At 63.2% G+C, this 22,153-nt stretch carries 14 protein-coding genes and 1 tRNA gene; 8 read left to right on the top strand and 7 right to left on the bottom strand.

Annotation, left to right across the window (positions count from 1 at the left end; genetic code table 11):
• Positions 1-46: 46 nt before the first annotated feature.
• Positions 47-2,191 carry a prolyl oligopeptidase family serine peptidase gene (locus CUJ91_RS11765; protein ID WP_114156249.1) on the top strand — a complete coding sequence of 715 codons (2,145 nt, stop codon included), beginning with the start codon at positions 47-49 and terminating at the stop codon, positions 2,189-2,191.
• A gap of 37 nt (positions 2,192-2,228) precedes the next feature.
• Here the strand turns inward: CUJ91_RS11765 and xth are convergent, their stop codons facing one another.
• Entirely contained in the window at positions 2,229-3,005 is a 777-nt protein-coding gene (gene xth, locus CUJ91_RS11760; protein WP_114156248.1) for an exodeoxyribonuclease III, read from the bottom strand.
• Positions 3,006-3,215: 210 nt separating this feature from the next.
• On the opposite strand from xth, the gene CUJ91_RS11755 reads away from it, so the two are divergent.
• Together CUJ91_RS11755 and CUJ91_RS11750 are read left to right on the top strand one after the other, a co-directional pair.
• Entirely contained in the window at positions 3,216-3,503 is a 288-nt protein-coding gene (locus CUJ91_RS11755; protein WP_006051248.1) for a hypothetical protein, read from the top strand.
• A 102-nt stretch (positions 3,504-3,605) separates the two neighbouring features.
• Positions 3,606-3,682: transfer RNA gene (locus tag CUJ91_RS11750), tRNA-Met, on the top strand.
• 52 nt (positions 3,683-3,734) lie between these two features.
• Here CUJ91_RS11750 and CUJ91_RS11745 read toward each other — a convergent pair.
• Positions 3,735-4,451, bottom strand: coding sequence for an aspartate/glutamate racemase family protein (locus CUJ91_RS11745; protein ID WP_114156247.1), 717 nt, complete (start codon positions 4,449-4,451; stop codon positions 3,735-3,737).
• Positions 4,452-4,652: 201 nt separating this feature from the next.
• Between CUJ91_RS11745 and CUJ91_RS11740 the strand changes: the two genes are divergently transcribed.
• A complete protein-coding gene (locus CUJ91_RS11740) occupies positions 4,653-5,945 on the top strand; it encodes an amidohydrolase family protein (protein ID WP_114156246.1) in 1,293 nt (430 codons plus the stop codon).
• An 86-nt stretch (positions 5,946-6,031) separates the two neighbouring features.
• On the opposite strand, the gene CUJ91_RS11735 is transcribed toward CUJ91_RS11740, so the two are convergent.
• Positions 6,032-8,140, bottom strand: coding sequence for a M3 family metallopeptidase (locus CUJ91_RS11735; protein WP_114156245.1), 2,109 nt, complete (start codon positions 8,138-8,140; stop codon positions 6,032-6,034).
• A 268-nt stretch (positions 8,141-8,408) separates the two neighbouring features.
• Here CUJ91_RS11735 and CUJ91_RS11730 point away from each other — a divergent pair, with 268 nt between their 5' ends.
• Complete coding sequence (locus CUJ91_RS11730) at positions 8,409-9,563, top strand: acyltransferase family protein (RefSeq protein WP_114156244.1); 1,155 nt, start codon at positions 8,409-8,411, stop codon at positions 9,561-9,563.
• Between the two features lie 208 nt (positions 9,564-9,771).
• Here CUJ91_RS11730 and folD read toward each other — a convergent pair whose 3' ends face one another.
• The 3 genes from folD to fixL form a co-directional block, all read right to left on the bottom strand.
• Complete coding sequence (folD, locus tag CUJ91_RS11725) at positions 9,772-10,632, bottom strand: bifunctional methylenetetrahydrofolate dehydrogenase/methenyltetrahydrofolate cyclohydrolase FolD (RefSeq protein ID WP_006051253.1); 861 nt, start codon at positions 10,630-10,632, stop codon at positions 9,772-9,774.
• A gap of 311 nt (positions 10,633-10,943) precedes the next feature.
• The gene (fixJ, locus tag CUJ91_RS11720) at positions 10,944-11,588 is read right to left on the bottom strand and encodes an oxygen response regulator transcription factor FixJ (RefSeq protein ID WP_006051254.1); all 645 of its coding nucleotides are present in this window, start codon (positions 11,586-11,588) and stop codon (positions 10,944-10,946) included.
• Positions 11,585-14,101 carry an oxygen sensor histidine kinase FixL gene (gene fixL, locus CUJ91_RS11715; protein WP_006051255.1) on the bottom strand — a complete coding sequence of 839 codons (2,517 nt, stop codon included), beginning with the start codon at positions 14,099-14,101 and terminating at the stop codon, positions 11,585-11,587. Before fixL ends, fixJ begins: the two co-directional genes overlap by 4 nt.
• A 275-nt stretch (positions 14,102-14,376) precedes the next feature.
• On the opposite strand from fixL, the gene aceE reads away from it, so the two are divergent.
• The 3 genes from aceE (at position 14,377) to lpdA (ending at position 20,857) form a co-directional block, all read left to right on the top strand.
• Positions 14,377-17,073, top strand: coding sequence for a pyruvate dehydrogenase (acetyl-transferring), homodimeric type (gene aceE / locus CUJ91_RS11710; protein WP_114156243.1), 2,697 nt, complete (start codon positions 14,377-14,379; stop codon positions 17,071-17,073).
• A 95-nt stretch (positions 17,074-17,168) separates the two neighbouring features.
• Complete coding sequence (gene aceF / locus CUJ91_RS11705; protein WP_114156242.1) at positions 17,169-18,830, top strand: dihydrolipoyllysine-residue acetyltransferase; 1,662 nt, start codon at positions 17,169-17,171, stop codon at positions 18,828-18,830.
• Between the two features lie 251 nt (positions 18,831-19,081).
• Positions 19,082-20,857 (top strand): dihydrolipoyl dehydrogenase, encoded by a 1,776-nt coding sequence (lpdA, locus tag CUJ91_RS11695; RefSeq protein ID WP_114156241.1) that lies wholly within the window; start codon positions 19,082-19,084, stop codon positions 20,855-20,857.
• Between the two features lie 357 nt (positions 20,858-21,214).
• Here lpdA and CUJ91_RS11690 read toward each other — a convergent pair whose 3' ends face one another.
• On the bottom strand, positions 21,215-21,787 hold the full coding sequence (locus tag CUJ91_RS11690; protein WP_006051259.1) for a phasin family protein: 573 nt from the start codon (positions 21,785-21,787) through the stop codon (positions 21,215-21,217).
• Positions 21,788-22,153 lie beyond the last annotated feature (366 nt).

The following is a 22,153-nucleotide window of genomic DNA, read 5'->3' as shown; positions in this document are numbered from 1 at the left end:
CGCGCGGCAAGGCATAATCAACGCTGTTTTTATCCGACAGCTCACGATGCCTCCTGCCTCTTCCGCTACTTCTCCCTGGCCGTTTTCCACCGATCCGTTCCTGTGGCTTGAAGCGCTCGACGACCCCGAAGCACTCGCGTGGGTCGACGAGCAGAACGCCCGCACCCGCGCCGCGTGGTGCAGCGGTGAGCGACTCGACACGCTCACACAATGGCTCGCCGATGCGTATCTGCCGCGCGAACGCCCCGTCATTCCCACTCGATGGAAAGAGTGGGCGTACGACCTGTGGCAGGACGACCGCAATCCCAAAGGGCTGTGGCGGCGCACCACGTGGGCGGCGTGGCGCGGCGGTAAGCCTGAGTGGCAGGACCTGATCGACTTCGACGCGCTAGGGGAAGCCGAAGGCACGCCGTGGGTCTGCGTCGAGTTCGACATTCTTTACCCGGATGGCGATCGCGCGTTGATCACCATGTCGCCAGGCGGCTCCGACGCGGTCGTCGTGCGCGAGTTCGACATCGACGCGCGACGCCTCGTCGACGACGGTTTTGTGATCGCGAAGGCGGGCAAGCATGCGGCGTCGTGGATCGACCGCGATACGCTTTACGTCGGCTGGGACAATGGGAGCGAGAGCCTGACGCGCTCCGGCTATCCGCGCGAAGCGCGGCGCTGGACGCGTGGCACGGCGCTCGCCGACGCGCCCGTGGTGTTCGAGGGCGCGTATGACGACATCGGCGTGCAAGCGCACTACGATCCGGTGGAAAAGCGTCACACGGTAGTGAGCAGCGTCGATTTCTTCGACTCGCACAGGTACTACCTCGACGCGGCGAACGGCGTCCCGCTTGCCGCCGATGCGTGGCGTCGTTACGACGTGCCCTCGCATGTCGCGGTGGGCGGCTGGAACGGCTGGCTGCTGCTCGAGCCGCGCCTCGACTGGCATTACGATGAAGTGACGTATCCGGGCGGCGCGCTGCTGGCGATCCGTGAAGACGCGTTCCTGCGCGGCGAGCGCGAGGTCACGCCGTTGTTCATCCCGACTTCGCAGACGTCCGCCTGCGAATGGACGCACACGCGCAACCAGCTCATCGTGTCGTATCTGGAAGACGTGCAGAACAAGACCTTGCTGTTCACGCCGATGCAATCCGCCGATCACACATGGCAGTGGCAACAGCGTGTCTTCCCGTCGCACGGCGAGGGGCAGGCCGACGTCTCGCCGGTGGAATCGACGTTGAACGACGAAGTGTTCGTCGATACCGACGACTATCTGCAGCCGCCCGCGTACTGGCTTGCCGATCTTGCCCGCGACGATCTCACCGCGTGGGAGTTGGTCCACCGCTGGCCGACGCAGTTCGACGCGACGCGCTATGTGGTGACGCGCGGTGACGCCGTTTCCGCGGACGGCACGCGCGTGCCGTACACGGTGATCGGACCACGCGACGCGCAAGCTGCCGCCGAGCGCATGGATCATGCGGATCGCGCCGAACAGCCTGTCACGCGGCCGTGTCTGCTGACCGGCTATGGCGGCTTCGCGATTCCGTTATTGCCGAGCTATCTCGCGGGGCAGGGCATCGGTTGGCTCGAGCGCGGCGGCGTGTACGTGGTCGCGCACATTCGCGGCGGCGGCGAGTTCGGCACGCCCTGGCACACGGCGGCGCAGACCGAGCATCGGCAACGCGCTTTCGACGATTTCATCGCGGTGGCCGAAGCGCTCGTCGCAAGCGGCGTGACGAGCGCCGCGCAACTCGGCATCCAGGGCGGCAGCAACGGCGGCCTTTTGGTGGCGGCGTGCATGGTGCAGCGCCCGGAACTGTTCGGCGCGGTGGTCTGCGAAGTGCCGCTGCTCGACATGAGCCGCTATCACCTGCTGCATGCCGGCGCGTCGTGGATCGACGAATACGGCGATCCCGACGATCCCGCCGATGCGCGCGTGCTCGCCGCCTACTCGCCGTATCACCGCGTGACGGCGGGCGTGAAGTATCCGCCGGTGATGTTCACGACGTCGACCGCCGACGACCGCGTGCATCCTGGCCATGCCCGCAAGATGGCGGCGCGCATGCAGGCGCTTGGCGTGGATAACGTGTGGTATCGCGAGAATACGGAAGGCGGTCACGGCGGCTCCGACGAACTGGAGCAGGCCGAGCACGACGCGATGGTGTTCGAGTTTTTGTGGGGAACGCTGGCGGTTTCGGCTTGAGCGTGTGTGCGAATGCGAATGCGTCGGGGCGCCTCTATCAACCTAGTTGCGCGACGACCGGCGCGTGGTCCGACGGCTGGTCCCACTTGCGCGGCACCTTGTCGATCTCGCACGAAGCGCACGTTTCGGCCAGCGCCTTCGACAGCAGAATATGGTCGATGCGCAGACCCGCGTTGCGGCGGAAAGCCATCATCCGGTAGTCCCACCACGAATAGATTTTTTCCGGCTGCTCGAACCGACGGAATGCATCGACGAGACCGAGTTCGATCAGCCGCACGAACTCCGCGCGTTCTTCCGGCGACACCAGGTTTTGACCTTCCCAAGCCTTCGGATCGTGTACGTCGCGGTCGTCGGGTGCGATGTTGTAATCGCCGAGCAGCGCGAGCTTCGGATACAGCGCCATCTCGCTTTTGACCCAGTCGTGCAGCGCGGCAAGCCAGCGCAGCTTGTACGCGAACTTGTCGGTGCCGGGTGCCTGGCCGTTCGGAAAATAGGCGGAAATAATGCGCACGCCCTCGACGGTCGCCGCGACCACGCGCTGCTGCAAGTCATCAAAGCCCGGAATGTTTCGCACGACGCTCGCTTCGTCGACGTTGAGCCCCGCGCGCACCAGAATGCCGACGCCGTTGTACGTCTTCTGGCCCGCGAACCAGCTCCGGTAGCCTTTCTCTTCGAGTTCCGCGCGCGGAAACTTTTCGTCGGGCAGCTTCAGTTCCTGAAGGCACAGTACGTCGGTGCCGCTGGTTTCGAGCCAGTCGATCACGTGTTGCTGGCGGACTTTGAGTGAGTTGACGTTCCAGGTGGCGATTTTCACGGGAGATTCTCAAGCTGAATGGCGCAGGAGCCGTAGCTTACCAGCGCCCGCGCGAAGGCGACGATTTTCGCGGCGCTCGCACCTGCACTCACGCCCACACCGCGTGGCGCGCGTCGAAAATAAAAAGCCGATGCGCGCCGCGCGCAGCGTATAGTGGGGTGATATTCACAGTTCGACTCACTCAGGCACCGGCGTGCACCGGAGGGCATCATGGCTCAGGCTTATCCAGATCTTTATAAGGACTTCGAAGTGCATCCGCTGGTTTTCTCGCGGGCGTTCGACAAATTCGACGGTCACAAGCGGCATGCGGAAGGCTACGACGTCGCGGTGCGCGTCTGCCGTCCGGGTGCCATTAGCGGTTCGAAGGCGAGCCGTGTGTTTCGTCTCGTGCTGCCCGCCACGTTCTCCGACTTCGGCGTTGCAAAACGCAGCGCGAGTCAGTACGGCGCGGATATTATCGACGGCAAGATCGAGGGCGCGACGGTTCAGGACCTGTGATTCGCGGTGCGGGTTTTTGCGCGTCGAATGGCATGCCGACACCGTTAGTCGAAGCAATAGTTTGACGTTTTGCCGACGCCCCTATATACTCTTTTTCTCTGACGCGGGGTGGAGCAGTCTGGCAGCTCGTCGGGCTCATAACCCGAAGGTCGTAGGTTCAAATCCTACCCCCGCAACCAGGCATTATTGAAAGCCCGCTGGCGCAAGCCACGCGGGCTTTTTCATTTGCTGTCAGTCATCCGCAATCGCCTCATCACCCCCAATCGCCCACTCCACCGCCGCTTGCGCATGCAACGCCGTCGTATCGAACACGGGCAGCACGGAATCTTCCGCCTTGATCAGCAACGTGATCTCGGTGCAGCCGAGAATTACCGCCTGCGCGCCGCGCGCGGCCAGCGATTCGATCACACCTTGATATATCGCGCGCGACTCGCTCTTCACGTTGCCGTGACACAGCTCATCGTAGATGACGCGGTGCACGTCCGCGCGTTGCGCTTCTTCCGGCACCAGCGTTTCCAGGCCGTAGCGCTCGCGCAGCCGTCCCGTGTAAAAGGTCTGCTCCATCGTATAGCGCGTGCCGAGTAAACCGACTCGTTCGACGCCCGCCGCACGCAGTGCGTTGCCGGTCGGATCGGCGATATGCAGGAACGGCACATGAATGGCGCGCTCGATCGACTCATACACGCGATGCATCGTGTTGGTCGCAAGCATCACGAGCCCGGCGCCGCCGCGTTCGAGTTGACGCGCCGCATCGGCCATCTGTTCGCCGAGCGCGTGCCAGTCGCCCGCGCGCTGATTCGCTTCGATGGGCGCGAAGTCCACTGTCAGCATCAGGCTGCGCGCGTTGTGATGACCGCCGAGGCGCGCCTTCGCGTGACGGTTGAGCAGCCTGTAATACTCGGCGGAAGATTCCCAACTCATGCCGCCGATCACACCTATCGTCTTCATCCGCACGCTCCTCAATGAACAACGCCACAACGTGAACCGAGTATAGGTGCGCCGTGCCGCGGGTTGCCGGTACGGATTGCTCGCCGTCGGCCGGTACGGGGATCCCAATTTAAGCGCCTACAAAACCGGCGCGGCCTTTCTGACGCCGATAGAATCGTCATGAATCACGACGCGAACGCCGACACAAAAAAGGAGCGAGATATGGACCTGATCATCCGCCGCGCGATGCTGCCGCCACGCGTCGCGCCGCAACTCAAGCACGCGGTCGACATCGGCATCGAAGCGGGGCGCATCGTCGCGGTCGAAGCGAATCTGGCCGCCGTCGCGCGCGACGAAATCGACGCGGCCGGCTCGCTCGTCACGCCGCCTTTCGTCGATCCGCATTTCCATATGGACGCAACGCTGTCCTACGGTTTGCCGCGCGTGAACGCGTCGGGCACGCTGCTCGAAGGTATCGCGCTGTGGGGCGAACTGAAGCCGCATCTCACGCAGGAGGCGCTGATCGAACGCGCGATGCAGTACTGCGACTGGGCGGTTGCGCGCGGGCTGCTGGCGATCCGCAGTCACGTCGATGTGTGCGATCCGCGTCTGCTCGCCGTCGAGGCGCTCGTCGAAGTGAAGCGCCGTGTCGCGCCGTATCTGGACCTGCAACTCGTCGCGTTTCCGCAAGACGGCGTACTGCGCAGTGCCGGCGCTTTCGAAAACCTGAAGCGGTCGATTGCAATGGGCGTCGACGTGGTCGGCGGCATTCCGCATTTCGAACGCACGATGGCCGACGGCGCGCAATCCGTGCGCATGTTGTGCGAGTACGCGGCCGAGCAGGGCTTGCGAGTGGACATGCACTGCGACGAATCGGACGATCCGATGTCGCGCCACATCGAAACGCTCGCCGCCGAAACGCAGCGCCTCGGCTTGCATGGGCGCGTCACCGGTTCGCATCTCACGTCGATGCATTCGATGGACAACTACTACGTGAGCAAGCTGTTGCCGCTGATGCGCGAGTCGGGTGTATCGGCGATTGCGAATCCGCTCATCAACATCACGTTGCAGGGACGCAGCGACACGTATCCGAAGCGGCGCGGCATGACGCGCGTGCCGGAGATGATGGCGGCGGGCATCAACGTCGCGTTCGGCCACGATTGCGTGATGGACCCGTGGTATAGCCTCGGCTCGGGCGACATGCTCGAAGTCGCGCACATGGGCTTGCACGTCGCGCAGATGACGGGCGTCGAAGGCATGCACGCGTGCTTCGACGCGGTCACGGTGAACGGCGCGCGCATTCTCGGTCTGGAAGACTACGGTGTCGCGCCGGGCTGCGCCGCCAACCTCGTGCTGCTCGACGCGCGCGATCCGGTGGAAGCGATCCGCCTGCGCGCGGCGCGACTGGCGGTGATCAGCCGCGGCAAGGTGGTGAGCCGCGCACCGGCGGCGCGCGCGGCGTTGTCGCTCGACGGACGTCCTTCGGAAGTGGACTTCAAGCTGCATCGCGACTGACCTGACCGCCGTACGCAGCCAGCAAAAAAGCCGGTGTCCGCATTGTGCGGAACACCGGCTTTTCATCGCATCACAACACCATTCATTCAGTGCGCGGCGGCAGGCGTCATGCCGTTATGCCGCAGCAGCGCGTCGATGTTCGGCTCGCGTCCGCGGAACGCCTTGAACGATTCCATCGCGGGGCGGCTGCCGCCCACTTCGAGAATCTCCTTGCGATAGCGCATGCCGGTTGCCTGATCGAGCACACTGCCGCTCGCCGATTGCGCGGCTTCCTCGAATGCCGCATACGCGTCGGCGGACAGCACCTCGGCCCACTTGTAGCTGTAGTAGCCCGCCGCATAACCGCCCGCGAAAACGTGGCTGAACGTGTTCGGCCAACGCGAGAAGGGCGCTTGCGGCACGACATGAAAACGCTCGTTGATCTCGCTCGCGAGTTGCGTTGCGTTCTTCGTCCCGGTTGCGTCGAAGCCGGTATGCAACTGCATGTCGAACATCGAGAACACGATCTGCCGCAACGTGCCGAGCCCGCTCTGGAAATTCTTCGCGGCAAGCATCTTGTCGAACAGTTCGCGCGGCAGCGGCTGCGCCGTTTCGACGTGCGAGGTCATGTCGGAGAGCACGTCCCACTCCCAGCAGAAGTTCTCCATGAACTGCGACGGCAGTTCGACCGCGTCCCACTCGACGCCGTTGATGCCGGACACGCCGAGTTCATCGACGCGCGTCAGCATGTGATGCAGCCCGTGCCCAAACTCGTGGAAGAGCGTGATGACTTCGTCGTGCGTGAAGCATGCAGGCTTGCCGCCGACCGGCGCCGAAAAGTTGCAGGTCAGATACGCAACCGGCGTTTGCACGCCGCCGTGCGTATGCTTGTGACGGCCGCGCGCGTCGTCCATCCAGGCGCCGCCGCGTTTGCCTTCGCGTGCGTACAGGTCGAGGTAGAACTGCGCGACGAGGCCGCCGTCCTGGTTCTCGACGCGGAAAAAACGCACGTCCGGATGCCACACAGCGGCTTCGTCGCGGCGGATACGCACGCCGAACAAAGTCTCGGTGACTTTAAAAAGGCCCTTGAAAACAGCGTCTTCCGGGAAATACTGCTTCACTTCGTTCTCAGAAAACGAATAGCGCTTCTGACGCAGGCGCTCGGCGGCAAACGTCATGTCCCACGGTTGCAGGTCGCTCAGGCTGAGTTCATTCGCCGCGAATTCGCGCAGTTCCTTCCAGTCCTGCTCCGCATGCGGACGCGCGCGCGTGGCCAGGTCCTCGAGGAAAGTCATGACCTGTTCCGGCGATTCCGCCATTTTCGGCGCGAGCGAGACTTCGGCGAAATTGTTGTAGCCGAGCATGTGCGCTTCTTCCGCGCGCAGTTTCAACTGCTCGGCGAGCACCGCCGTGTTGTCCCACTCGGGCTTGCCGTTGCCGTATTGCGGACCGAGTTCGGACGCGCGCGTCACATACGCGCGGTACATCGCCTCGCGCATCGGACGGTTTTCCGAATACTGCATGACCGGGAAGTACGACGGGAAATGCAGCGTGAATTTGTATCCGGTCTTGCCGTCGCGCTCAGCCGCTTCTTTCGCGGCTTCGATCACGTCTTCGGGCAGGCCGGCGAGTGCCGCTTCGTTGCCGGCTTCGACGACATACGCATAAGCGTTCGTGGCATCGAGCACATGATCGGAAAACGCCTTCGAGAGCGCCGCCTGCTTCTCCTGCAATTCGGCGAAATGCGGCTTCTGGTCCTCGGGCAATTCGGCGCCGGACAGACGGAAATCGCGCAGCGCGTTGCTGAGAATCTTCTGGCGCTCACTGCTGAGCGCGGCGAATTCGTCGCTTGCGTTCAGCGTCTTGTACTTCTCGTACAGCGCAAGATTCTGCCCGACGCTCGACCAGAACTCGGTCACGCGCGGCAGGTTTTCGCCATACACGGCGCGCAGTTCCGGCGTATCGGCAACGGCGTTCAGATGACCGACGACGCTCCATGCGCGCGACAGCGGTTCGGTCGCGCGCTCGACGGGCTCGACGACATCGGCCCACGAAGCGGGTGTAACCGGCAAAGCGGCGCGCTCGACTGCGGCCGCTGCATCGGCGAGCAGCACATCGAGCGCGGGCGTGACGTGTTCGGGGCGGATTTCGCCAAAGCGCGGCAGGTCGGAGAAATCGAGGAGCGGGTTGTCGTGATTCGAGACGGTAGTGGACATGAGGCTTCCTGTCTGACGCGGGTGAACGGTTGATGACTAACGGTTACTTTAACCGGTGCTGGGCGGCGTGCGCGCGGCGGCGCCCCATCGCACCTGACATCCATAGTATTGGGGCAGGCATACAAATTACCAGATGTCGCGGCGCGCGGCGCTTCTGTGCGAAAGCGAACTGTGTCAAACGGCGCCGCGCCGCATGCTGATGCGTCCGTCGCTTGACTGCCGAGTGGCGGCTCAGCACTTCAGTTGACGCTTTCCCCAAGAGGTATCGATGCACCCGCTTTCGCACGCTCTATCGCGCAACGGCAACAATTTCGACCTGGTGCGGCTTGTCGCCGCCGTGGCCGTCGTGTATGGCCATTCGTATCTGCTGCAGGCGCCGGACGGCTCGAGCGACTGGGTCCACAACGCGCTCGGTTTCGACGGCTTCGGCGCGCTCGGCGTCTACGCGTTCTTCCTGTTGAGCGGCATGCTCGTGACCGCGAGCTTCGACCGTCAACGCTCGGCGCCGCGCTTTGCGGTGCTGCGCATCGCGCGGCTGTGGCCGGCAGTGGCGCTCGGCTCGCTCGTGACGGTGTTCATCGTCGGGCCGTTGTTCACGACGCTGCCGCTGCGCGAGTATTTCAGCTCCGGCATGACGTGGGCGAACCTCGACAACTTTTCCACCATCGTGATGAACACCGGCTGGGCGCTGCCCGGCGTGTTCGAACACAACCGCTTTCCCGTCGACGTCAGCAGTCCGCTATGGACGCTTCCGCTGCAAGTGCGCTGCTATCTGATCGTGCTCGCGGCGGGCATGCTCGGTCTGCTGTCGAGCCCGCGCGGCGCATTGCTCGCCGCGGCGCTCGGCATTGCCGCCTTCGTGCTGCGCGTGCATTTGCCGCCGCATCTGACGCCGCATTCGCTTCCGCTCGTGCAGATCGGCTTGCGCGACTTCAGCGAGACGCCCGGCGGCTATTCGTTCTGGCCGGAGCCGTTCTTCATGCTCGGCGTGCTGCTGTATGGCTTGCGCGAGCGGATCGACATTCACGGTCTGATGACGCTCGCGTTGACGATGGTTTTTCTGGTGTTTCGCGATACGGCGGGCGCGCAGCCGTTGTTCTATCTGGCTTTTGTGTATGGCGTGCTGTGGGTCGGCACGACGCCGCTGTTGCGGCGCTTCGTGCCGCGCCATGACTACTCGTACGGCATCTATCTGTATGGCTTCATGGTGCAGCAATGCGTGGCGAATATCGCGCCGCAATTGAGTCATGTGACGGCGGTGCTGATCGCCGCGCCGTTTATCGTGCTGTGCGCCGCGCTGTCGTGGCACTGCGTCGAACGGCCGGTGCTGATGTGGTGCCGCGCTCGCCTCGCGCGCCCGCGTGCGGTGCGTGCCGACGCGAGGCCGGCGAGCGAGCGGGGCGCGCGCGAAACCGTGCGCTGACGGTCACGCAGCAAGCGTTGGATTCGAAGAGTGATGGAGTGAGACTGAGGTGCGAGGAGAAGCAGGGCGGGGACGCAGATGAGCGTGAGTCATAACGAGCCGGACAAAACCTCGATTCACGCCGATATGAAAGCAGCAGTCAAACCGGGGTTGCGTAGCGAGTTGAAAGCGCGGGGCTGGCAGTTGCCCAGCGCTTTCCTTTTTACCTTCAGGCCTTCTTCGCTGCCTCGCGCTCCGCGGCTTCAATCGTATTCACGAGCAGCATCGTGATGGTCATCGGACCGACGCCGCCCGGCACCGGCGTGATGTAGCCGGCCACTTCCTTGACGCCCGCGAAATCGACGTCGCCGCACAGCTTGCCGGCCTCGTCGCGATTCATGCCGACGTCGATCACGGCCGCGCCCGGCTTCACCATGTCGGCGGTGACGAGGTTGCGCAGGCCGGTGGCCGCGACCACGATGTCGGCATTGCGCGTGTGCGCGGCGAGATCGCGCGTCTTGCTGTGGCAGATCGTGACCGTCGCGCCCGCTTCGAGCAGCAGCAGCGCCATCGGCTTGCCGACGATGTTCGAGCGGCCGATCACCACCGCGTTCGCGCCTTGCAGCGGAATCTCATAGGCGGCGAGCATCTTCATCACGCCGTACGGCGTGCACGGACGGAACAACGGCTTGCCGGTCAGCAACGCGCCCGCATTGGCGACGTGAAAGCCGTCCACGTCCTTCTCCGGCGCGATCGCCTCGATCACCTTGTGGCTGTCGATATGCGGCGGCAGCGGCAGTTGCACGAGAATGCCGTGGATCAGCGGGTCGCGATTGAGTTCGTCGATACGCTCGAGCAGTTCGGCTTCCGACAGATCCGCCGGATAACGGTCGAGCGACGAGCCCAGACCATTGTCGTGGCACGCCTTGACCTTGTTGCGCACGTAGACTTCGCTGGCCGGATTGTCGCCGACGAGCACGACAGCGAGCCCCGGCTGATGGCCGCGGGCGGTCAGCGCGGCGGCGCGTGCGGCGACGTCGGCGCGCAGTGTCTTGGAGAGGGCGAGGCCGTCGATCAGTTTGGCAGTCATGGTCGGTCGAGAGGGGCAGTATGGAAAGCGGAGCAGCGCGTGCCGCGCGCGATGGCGTTTTTCAGCAGCAACGGGTCGGCACATGAAAAGCGCGCGACGCTAATCGGAGATAGGCGTCGCTGCAAAGTCCGTCATTATACCGGCGTGCGCGCGGGCAAGCCGACGACGTCCGCGTTAGCGGACGGCTCGCGCCGAGGCGAGCAGACAGAAGAGATAGCGGAGAAGAGCCGGACTGGGCAGTCCGGCCGATGACGAATGCCACACGGCGCGCCGCGGCAACTGCCGGACGCGCCGCCGACGCTTGCCAGTATTTATTGCGCCGGTTGCGGTTTGTTCGACAGCGCGAGTCGCAGCAGATCGGCGACCGTGTTCACATTGAGCTTTTCCATGATGTTCGCGCGATGCGCCTCGACCGTCTTGATGCTGATGCCGAGGTCGTCGGCGATCTGCTTGTTGAGGCGGCCCGCGATGATGCGCTCCAGCACCTGATGCTCGCGCGCGGTCAGCTTGCCCAGGCGCTCGGCGGCGGCGCGCTGCTGCTGCACGCTGGTGCTTTCGCTGCGCGCCTTGTCGAGCATGCGCTCGACCAGCTTGCGCAGTTCGGCTTCGTCGAACGGCTTTTCGATGAAGTCCATCGCGCCTTTTTTCATCGTGGACACGGCCATCGGCACATCGCCATGACCCGTCACGAAGATGATCGGCAGCGACGCGTTGTCGGCGATCAGGCGTTCCTGCAGTTCCAGTCCGCTCATGCCGGACATCCGCACATCGAGAATCAGGCAGGCAATCTGGCCCGGATGCTGATGCGGCTGCCATGCGTCGATAAACTGCTCGGCGCTGGAGAAGCACTGCACGCGGTAGCCGTTCGCCTCCAGCAGCCAGCGCAGCGAATCTCGCACGGCCTCGTCGTCGTCGACGACAAAGACAGTTTCCTGTGTGGTGACTGGGCTGTTCATAGCTCTCCCGTAACGGTTTGTGGTGTCGGCGCCTCTGACCCGCCGTTGCTCGGGCCGTCAGGCTCTCCAATAGGCAGACTGCAATGGAACGTGGCGCCTGTGATGTGGCCGTCTGACTCGACGTTGTTGACCACCCACAGACGACCGCGGTGCGATTCGATAATCGAACGGCAAATGTTCAGCCCCATGCCCATGCCGTCGGACTTGGTGCTGTAAAACGGTTCGAACAGCCGCTCGGCGGTTGCTTCGTCGACGCCCGGGCCCTGATCCACGACGCTGATGTTGACAAAGCCGCCCTCCAGCCGCACGACGACGCGGATCACCGGATCGACCGCATTCGGCCGCGCTTCCGCCATCGCCTCGGCGCCGTTCTTCAGCAGGTTGACCAGCACCTGCTCGATCAGCACCGGGTCGACGTAAATGACGGGCAGCCGCGAGCGCATGTCGGTGACGATGCGGATGCGCCGCTTGCGCACTTCGATTTCGGCGAGGCCCACGGCGTCCGCGACGATGTCCGCGACGCGCGTCGCCTGGCGCTTCGGCTCGCTGCGTTTCACGAACTCGCGAATGCGCTTGATGATCATGCCGGCGCGCACCGCCTGCTGTGCGGTTTTTTCGAGCACGGGCAGCAGATTGTCAGGCGTCGTCCGACCGGATTTAACCAGCGCAACGGTTCCGGAGCAATAGTTATTGATGGCGGCGAGCGGCTGATTCAGTTCGTGTGCGAGCGACGACGCCATTTCGCCCATCGTCATCAGACGGCTCGTGAACTGCAGCTTTTCGTCCTGCTGGCGCGACAGTTCCTGCGCCTGCTTGCGCGTGGTGATGTCGGTTGCGATCTGCATCTGCGCGAGGTGGCCGTCCACCCACTGGATGTACTGACGGCGCACTTCGAACCATTTCTGGATGCTTTGCACGTAGATTTCCTGCGCGTCGGCCGTGCTTTCGGTCAACGCCGCGGCGGGCAGTCCCGCGTATGTGTCCACCATATCGATCGAATCCGACGACGCCTGTGCGCTATCGAACCCGCCGCCCGCCAATTCCAGATGACCGTCCGGGCGGATGCCGAACAGATGCCGGTAGTAGCGGTTGGCGAACAGCAGTTCGGCTTCGTCGGCGGCGAGCACGGACACGGCCGCGTCGAGACTTTCGAGCACGGTGGTGAAGCGCTCATGCGCGGCGGCGAGTTCCTCGCGCGCGCGCTTCGGCTCGGTGATGTCGGTCATCGACGACATCCAGCCGGTCTGGCGGCCCGAGCTGTCGATCAGCGGTGATACATACAGACGCGCGTGGAACGTGGAGCCGTCCTTGCGGCGCACCCGCAATTCGAATCCCGACGACGGCGCCTTGCCGCGCAGCGTCATGTCGAGCTGGCGCTGCATTTCCGGATAGGCGTCGCGCGGCCAGTAGGCGAACGGCGCCGTCTTGCCGACGAGGTCGCTTTCGTCCCAGCCGGTCATGCGGCAAAACGCGGGATTAACGTGCGTGATGCGGCCGTGCATGTCGAGCACGCGCATGCCGATGAGCACGGAGTTTTCCATCGCGCGGCGGAAGAACGCTTCGGCGTAGAGCGCCTGCTGCGCCTCGAAGCGCTGCCGCGTGTGCTTCCACAAGCTCCACAAACTCCACAACACGAAGCACGACAAACCGGCCACCAGCCACACGAGCGTGTTGTTGGTGAAGTTCGTCATCTGCGGGAACGCGTACACGCGCACCGAGACGCCCTGGCCCGGCGGATCGAGCGGCAGGTCGTAGAACATGTCGCGCGGCAGGCGCGGACGCGTGGACGTGGTGGTCAGCTCGCGGTTGTTCGCGTCGACGATCGAAATCTTGTACTTCGCCGACAGCTCGGGCGGAATATCGTGCTTGAGAATGCCTTCGACCGAAAACACCGCGGCGATCGAGCCGAGAAATTCGCGGTCGCGAAAGACCGGCGTTTGCAGTGTGATGTAGCCGTTGCCGAGGTCGTCGTAGATGAGCGGCGAATACACCTGGCGGCGCGTGCTGCGCGCCTCGGCGAACGCGGCTTTGACGGCCTCGTCCATTTGCGTGTCGTTCGGCTTGGCGAGACGCTGGCCGAACACGGGCAGCGCGGTATTGGGCCAGCGCGGCTGCTGCTGGCTCGTGTACCAGTTCATGTAGAGGATTTCGGGATGCCCCTGCATGATGTCCGTGGTAGACACCTGGAACGACTGCGGATCGGCGTGGCCCGCGGCGAGGTCGCGCGCGAGCGCCTGGATCTGTTCCTGCGCGCCGGTCATGGACAGGCGAATCTGCTGCTGGGCCCACGCGACGTTGCGGTAAAGCGTGTCTTCCTGCTGCTGCTGCTCGCGCCGGTTCAGGCTCCACAGAATCAGGCTCATGACGACCAGGAACACCAGGATCGACAGGAGCGGCGTCAGCAAATAGGAATTGGACCACCAGGGCCCATGGTGCCAGCGGGAGGACGGCGACGAATCCGCCGGCGAACCAGCGTTGCGCGCCGATCGAGCGAAAAGCCGTTCGGTCAACATGCGTGGCATTGTAGCGCAGCGCGTAGCTAGCAAATCACGCAAAAAATCACTGAAAGTGCCGTTATTCGGCGCACACTAGCCGACGTATCCGGGGAAAGGCAGTCAAATCAGGTTGCGCTGCAACAATTTTCCGCATTATGAGAACCGATCTCGTAATTCGAAAATTTTGTTGCGTGGACGTCGGGACCCTTATTACAATCGGCCGAAGCTGCCGCGGCCGTGCTTCGTCCGCGTCGTCTGTTCAAAGAGCGTTCCTCTATATCCAGGAGACGAGCATGTCCGCTGTACCCGACGAAGTCATGAAATATGTCGCCGCTGAAAAAGACGACGATCCCCAGGAAACCGGCGAATGGCTGGAAGCGCTGGATGGCGTGATTTCTGCTATTGGCCCCGACCGTGCCCACTACCTGATCGAGAAACAGATCGAATTCGCCCGCGTGCATGGCGAACATCTGCCGTTCTCCGCTAACACCCCGTACATCAACACGATTCCCGTCGCGCGCCAGGCGAAGATTCCCGGCGACCAGGACATCGAACACCGCATCCGCTCGTACACGCGCTGGAACGCCATCGCGATGGTGCTGCGCGCGGGCAAGGACACCAACGTCGGCGGCCATATCGCGTCGTTCGCGTCGGCAGCCACGCTGTATGACGTCGGCTTCAATCACTTCTGGCACGCGCCGTCGCCCGAACATGGCGGCGACCTCGTGTTCGTGCAGGGTCACTCGTCGCCGGGTGTTTACTCGCGCGCGTTCCTGCTTGGCCGCCTGACCGAGCAGCAGCTCGACAACTTCCGCCAGGAAGTGGGCGGCGAGGGCATCTCGTCGTATCCGCATCCGTGGCTGATGCCGGATTTCTGGCAATTCCCGACCGTCTCGATGGGCCTCGGCCCGATCATGGCGATCTACCAGGCGCGCTTCATGAAGTACATGCAGGCGCGCGGCATCGCGAAGACCGACGGCCGCAAGGTCTGGGCTTTCCTCGGCGACGGCGAAACGGACGAGCCGGAATCGCTCGGCGCGATCGGCATGGCCGGCCGCGAGCGGCTCGACAACCTCGTGTTCGTGATCAACTGCAACCTGCAGCGCCTCGACGGTCCGGTGCGCGGCAACGGCAAGATCATCCAGGAACTGGAAAGCGAATTCCGCGGCGCGGGCTGGAACGTCATCAAGGTCGTGTGGGGCAGCCGCTGGGACGCGCTGTTCCAGCGCGACAAGTCGGGCGCGCTGATGCGCCGCATGATGGAAGTCGTCGACGGCGAATATCAGACGTACAAGTCGGAGTCGGGCGCGTTCGTTCGCGAGCACTTCTTCAATACGCCGGAACTGAAGGCGCTGGTCGCCGACTGGTCGGATGAAGACGTGTGGAACCTGAACCGCGGCGGCCACGATCCGCACAAGATTTACGCCGCGTTCCACGAAGCCACGCAGACCAAGGGCCAGCCGACCGTCATCCTCGCGAAGACGATCAAGGGCTACGGCATGGGCGAAGCCGGCCAGGCGATGAACATCACCCACCAGCAGAAGAAGATGCAGGTGGAGCAGCTGAAGAAATTCCGCGACCAGTTCCGTCTGCCGATCTCCGACGAAGACCTCGTCAACGTGCCGTACCTCAAGTTCGAAGAAGGTTCGAAGGAACTCGAGTACATGCGCGCTCGCCGCCAGGAACTCGGCGGCTATCTGCCGGCGCGCCGTCAGAAGGCGGAGTCGCTGCCGGTGCCGGATCTTGCGGCATTCGAGCCGCTCCTGAAGGGCACGGGCGAAGGCCGCGAGATTTCCACGACGATGGCGTTCGTGCGGATTCTCAACATCTTGCTGAAGGACAAGGCGCTCGGCAAACGCATCGTGCCGATCGTCCCGGACGAGTCGCGTACGTTCGGCATGGAAGGTCTGTTCCGTCAGATCGGCATCTGGAATCAGGACGGCCAGAAGTACATTCCGGAAGATTCCGACCAGCTCATGTTCTACCGCGAGTCGGAAACCGGTCAGATTCTGCAGGAAGGCATCAACGAAGCCGGCGGCATGTCCGACTGGATCGCAGCCGCGACGTCGTACTCGACGCACGGCGAGATCATGATCCCGTTCTACATCTTCTACTCGATGTTCGGCTTCCAGCGCATCGGCGATCTGGCATGGGCCGCGGGCGACATGCGCTCGCGCGGTTTCCTGCTGGGCGGCACGGCAGGCCGCACGACGCTGAACGGCGAAGGTCTGCAACACGAAGACGGCCACTCGCTGCTGTGGGCCGCGTCGGTGCCGAACTGCATCAGCTATGACCCGACGTTCGGTTACGAACTCGCGGTCATCATGCAGGACGGCCTGCGCCGCATGGTCGCGGAGCAGGAAGACGTGTACTACTACATCACGGTGATGAACGAGAACTACGAGCACCCGGCGATTCCGCAGGGCGAGCATGTAGCGGCCGACATCATCAAGGGCATGTACGCGTTCCGCAAAGCCGACGCTGACAAGAAAGCGCCGCGTGTTCAACTGATGGGCGCGGGCACGATCTTCAACGAAGTGATCGCCGCCGCCGACCTGCTGAAGAACGACTGGGGCGTCGCCGCCGATCTGTGGAGCGTGCCGAGCTTCACCGAACTCGCTCGCGAAGGTCACGAAGTGCAGCGCTGGAACATGCTGCATCCGACGGAAGAAAAGAAGCTCTCGCACGTCGAGAAGCTGCTGAAGGACGCGCCTGGTCCGGTGATTGCCTCGACCGATTACGTTCGCGCGCTGACCGAGCAGATTCGCGCGTTCGTGCCGCAGAAGTTCGTCGTGCTGGGCACGGACGGCTATGGCCGTTCGGACACGCGCGAGAAGCTGCGCCACTTCTTCGAAGTCGACCGCTACTGGGTCACGGTTGCCGCGTTGAATGCACTGGCAGACGAGGGCACGATCGAACGCAAGGTCGTCGCCGAGGCGCTCAAGAAGTACAACCTTGATCCCGCCAAACCCAACCCGATGACCGTCTAAGGCATCATTCCCCGTGTGCCACGGCGTGCGCGCCCGCCACTGACCGGTTCCGACCGGCAGCGGCAGTCGCGTGCGCGGCCCAGGAGACACTAACAATGAGTCAAGCGATCGAAGTCAAGGTGCCGGACATCGGCGATTACAAGGACATTCCTGTGATCGAGGTGCTGGTCAAGGCGGGTGATACCGTCGAGAAAGAGCAATCGCTCGTTACGCTGGAGTCCGACAAGGCGACGATGGATGTGCCGAGTTCGGCGGCCGGCGTCGTCAAGGAAGTGAAGGTCAAGGTCGGCGACAACGTGTCGGAAGGTTCGCTGATCGTGGTGCTGGATGGTGCCGAGGGTGGAGCGGCCGCGGCTGCTCCGGCGGCTGCGCCTGCACCCGCACCTGCGGCTACTCCCGCGCCTGCACCGGCTGCGGCTCCGGCCGCTGCACCGGCTGCAAGCGGCGGCGGTCTGCAGGAAGTCAAAGTGCCGGATATCGGCGACTACAAAGACATTCCCGTGATCGAAGTCGCGGTGAAGGTCGGCGATCGCGTCGAGAAAGAGCAGTCGCTTGTCACGCTGGAATCCGACAAGGCGACGATGGACGTGCCGAGTTCCGCGGCCGGCGTCGTCAAGGAAGTGAAGGTCAAGGTCGGCGATACCGTGTCGGAAGGCTCGGTGATCGTCGTCGTGGAAGCCGAAGGCGGCGCTGCGGCGCCCGCGCCGGCTCCCGCGGCCAAGCCGCAAGCCGAGAAGCCGTCGGATGCGCCCGCCGCGCCGTCGCCCGCACCGGCCGCTCCGTCCGCGCTCGCACAAGCGCCTTCGATCCCGGCCGGCGAGGGCGGTTCGCGCCGCGCGAGCCACGCTTCGCCGTCGGTGCGCAAGTTCGCGCGCGAACTCGGCGTCGACGTGACGCAGGTTCAGGGCACAGGTCCGAAGGGCCGCATTACGCAAGCCGACGTCACCGCGTTCATCAAGGGCGTGATGACGGGCCAGCGTGCCGCTCCGGCCGGCGCAGCCGTGCCCGCAGCCGGCGGCGGCGAGCTGAATCTGCTGCCGTGGCCGAAGGTCGACTTCTCGAAGTTCGGCCCGTTCGAAGCGAAGCCGCTGTCGCGCATCAAGAAGATTTCGGGCGCGAACCTGCATCGCAACTGGGTCATGATTCCGCACGTCACGAACAACGACGAAGCGGACATCACCGAACTCGAAGCGCTGCGCGTGCAGTTGAACAAGGAAAACGAAAAGGCCGGCGTGAAGATCACGATGCTGGCGTTCGTCATCAAGGCCGTTGTGTCGGCGTTGAAGAAATTCCCGACGTTCAACGCGAGCCTCGACGGCGACAACCTCGTGTTCAAGCAGTACTACCACGTGGGTTTTGCCGCCGATACGCCGAACGGTCTCGTCGTTCCGGTGATTCGCGATGCGGACAAGAAGGGTCTCGTCGAGATCGCGAAGGAAATGACCGATCTTTCCAAGGCCGCGCGTGAAGGCAAGCTCAAGCCGGATCAGATGCAAGGCGGTTGCTTCTCGATTTCGTCGCTGGGCGGGATCGGCGGCACTAACTTCACGCCGATTATCAATGCGCCTGAAGTCGCTATTCTTGGGCTGTCGCGTGGCGCGATGAAGCCGGTGTGGGACGGCAAGCAGTTCGTGCCGCGTCTCATGCTGCCGCTGTCGTTGTCTTACGACCATCGGGTGATCGACGGGGCTGAGGCTGCGCGCTTCAATGCGTATCTTGGGGCGATTCTTGCCGATTTTCGGCGTGTGATTCTTTGATGTGGTGTTGCGCGGGGCGCTGGTTTTTTTCTGTGATCAGTGTCTCTCTGTAGAACCTGTTTTCTTAGTGGTCTATTGGCGCTGCCCCTGTGCGGGGCGGCACCTACTTTTCTTTGTCTTCCAAAGAAAAGTAGGCAAAAGAAAGGCGCGTCCTTCGGCGGACTGCAAAGGATGATTCTGTTTGGCGCGCTGCCAGTTTTTGGGCCCTGGGCTGGTTCTTCTCATCACCATCAACAAGACTAGGGGACACTATGAGTCTCGTCGAAGTAAAAGTGCCGGATATCGGTGACTTCAAGGACGTCGATGTCATCGAAGTCAATATCAAACCGGGCGATGCGATCGAAAAAGAACAGTCGCTGCTGACGCTCGAGTCCGATAAGGCATCCATGGAAGTGCCGAGCGATACCGCCGGCATCGTCAAGGAAATCCGTATCAAAGCCGGCGATAAAGTCTCGCAAGGCACCGTCATCGCGCTCGTCGAAACGTCCGGCGAAGCAGCGCCCGCTAAAGAAACTCCGAAGGCCGCGGAAAAAGCGCCTGCACCCGCGCCAGCTCCCGCCGCTGCGCCGGGCGCCGCTGCGCCCGCGCCGCAAGCGGGCAGCTTCTCGGGCAGCGCGGACATCGAGTGCGACATGCTCGTGCTCGGGTCGGGCCCTGGCGGCTATTCGGCTGCATTCCGGTCCGCCGATCTCGGCATGAAGACGGTGCTCGTCGAGCGTTATTCGACGCTTGGCGGCGTGTGTCTGAACGTGGGCTGCATTCCGTCGAAGGCGCTGCTGCACACGGCGCTCGTCATTGACGAAGCCGAAGCGCTCGGCGCGCACGGCATCACGTTTTCCAAACCGCAGATCGATCTGGACAAGCTGCGCGACTTCAAGTCGGGCGTCGTCAAGAAGCTGACCGGCGGTCTCGCCGGCATGGCGAAGATGCGCAAGGTCGAAGTGGTCACGGGCACCGGCGCGTTCGTCGATCCGAACCACATGGAAGTACAAACCGAGGGCGGCAAAAAGGTCGTCCGGTTCAAGCAGGCGATCATCGCCGCGGGCTCTGAAGCGGTGAAGCTGCCGTTCATTCCGGAAGATCCGCGTGTGGTCGATTCGACCGGCGCGCTCGAACTGCGTCAGATTCCGCAGCGCATGCTGGTGATCGGCGGCGGCATCATCGGGCTCGAAATGGCGACGGTCTACGCCACGCTCGGCGCGAAGATCGACGTCGTCGAAATGCTCGACGGTCTGATGGCCGGCGCGGACCGCGATCTGGTCAAGGTCTGGGAAAAGTACAACAGCAAGCGTTTCGCCAACGTCATGCTGAAGACCAAAACCACCGCGGCCGAAGCGAAAGAGGACGGCATCTACGTGTCGTTCGAAGGGGAGAAGGCTCCGGCGGAAGCGCAGCGTTATGACCTCGTGCTGGTCGCGGTCGGACGCTCGCCGAACGGCAAGAAGATCGGCGCGGACAAGGCCGGCGTGGCGGTCACGGATCGCGGCTTTATCGACGTCGACAAACAGATGCGCACCAACGTGCCGCACATCTTCGCGATCGGCGATATCGTCGGTCAGCCGATGCTCGCGCATAAGGCCGTGCACGAAGGACACGTTGCCGCCGAAGCCGCTCACGGCGAGAAGGCGTACTTCGACGCGCTGCAGATTCCGTCAGTGGCTTACACCGATCCCGAAGTGGCGTGGGCCGGCAAGACCGAAGACCAGTTGAAGGCCGAAGGCGTCAAGTACGGCAAGGCGGTGTTCCCGTGGGCCGCATCGGGCCGCGCGATCGCCAACGGCCGCGACGAGGGCTTCACGAAGCTGCTGTTCGACGAGGAAACGCATCGCGTGATCGGCGGCGGTATCGTCGGTCTGAATGCGGGTGACCTGATCAGCGAAGTGTGCCTCGCGATCGAAATGGGCGCGGACGCGGAAGACATCGGCAAGACGATTCATCCGCACCCGACGCTCGGCGAATCGATCGGCATGGCCGCCGAACTGTACGAAGGCGTCTGTACCGATTTGCCGCCGCAGAAAAAGAAGTAATGCGTTTGGCTCGTCCGCATGCGTGCGGATGGCGCTCGAAAACAAACGGCGCGCCCTTTGCGGGGCGCGCCGTTTCTCATCTGAAGCTCAATCGCATTCGAGCCGCGGCCCGAAACGAAGCAACGCCGCGAACGCCGCGCAAAAAAATCCCGGCGCTTCGCCGGGCAAACGATACGTCATTCAACGTATCGGAGCGTTCGGCCAATTGAAACCGTGTGAGCGGCAACGGCACGACGCTGTTGCTTACAGCAACGCCGGCGCAGCGATGAAGCTGGGCCGGCGCAAACGATGCCCGAAGCAAGGCCTCGGGTCAGTCGACCCAGGCTCCGACAGCGAGCCTGGAAGCAGACCGGAAACTTAGACCGGCTTCTTGGCCGAGCGCGAAGCTTGCGCAGCGGCTTGCGATGCAGCCTTCGAAGCGGCCGTGGCGGCTGCGTTGAAGTTGCTTTCCGCGATTTCGACAGCTTGCTTCGTGGCCTTGTGGACCGTTTCGTACGTGGTGTTGGCGGCAGTGATGGCCGACTTGATCACGGCGACAGCGGTTTCCGAACCGGCCGGTGCATTCTTCGCGACGTTTTCGACGAGCGACTGAACCTTGCGGTTCTGCTCTTCGAATTGCGCTTCCGCTACGCGGGCGAACTCGCCTTGCGTTGCCGAAACGATTTCGTACACGTGACGGCCATACGACAGCGCCTTTTCAGCGACCGGCTGCGCGAGGCTCGCTTGCAGTGCCAGCAGTTCCTGCGCGTCTTTCACCGACAGCGCGCGCTGGGCATTTTCCTGGCTTTCCGCGAGCGTCGATTTCACGACTTGCAGGTTCAGTTCGACCAGCTTTTCGACGCCTTCGAATGCCTTGGTGGTCAGGCCGAACAGCGTTTCGAAGTTGGCTTTCTGGGCTGCAGCGAATTGCTCGGGGGTCAGCAAAGTCATGGTTTACGCTCCTGGATCGCGGCCGAACTCTGCGACCGCATTGGGTGGTGGCGAGACGCACAAATTCGTCTGCCCGGACCGCGATGTATTGTGCATCGCAGCAATGAGTTCTATTTTAAGATGGCGCCAAGGAATGTCAAGTGGTTTTTGTGCATTGCACAATCTTAAGAAACCACTTAGGAAACAATAGCTTATGCGCTCTGAATGACAGCCGCATGACGCGGAACGATTGACCGTTCTTGCCAGTGGAAAGTCCGAAAACGGTATTTTGTTCCGGCTCCAACAGCCTCTCCGAGGCGCTTTTGCGTGCGCCGCGGAAAAAACCGTGAGGGGTCTATTTAACAAAAGCTGGGCGCGGATGCGAAT

This window comes from Paraburkholderia graminis, assembly GCF_003330785.1.
Lineage (GTDB): Bacteria > Pseudomonadota > Gammaproteobacteria > Burkholderiales > Burkholderiaceae > Paraburkholderia > Paraburkholderia graminis.
Note: the sequence above shows the minus strand (reverse complement) of the source record. Positions and strands in the feature narration are given on the sequence as shown.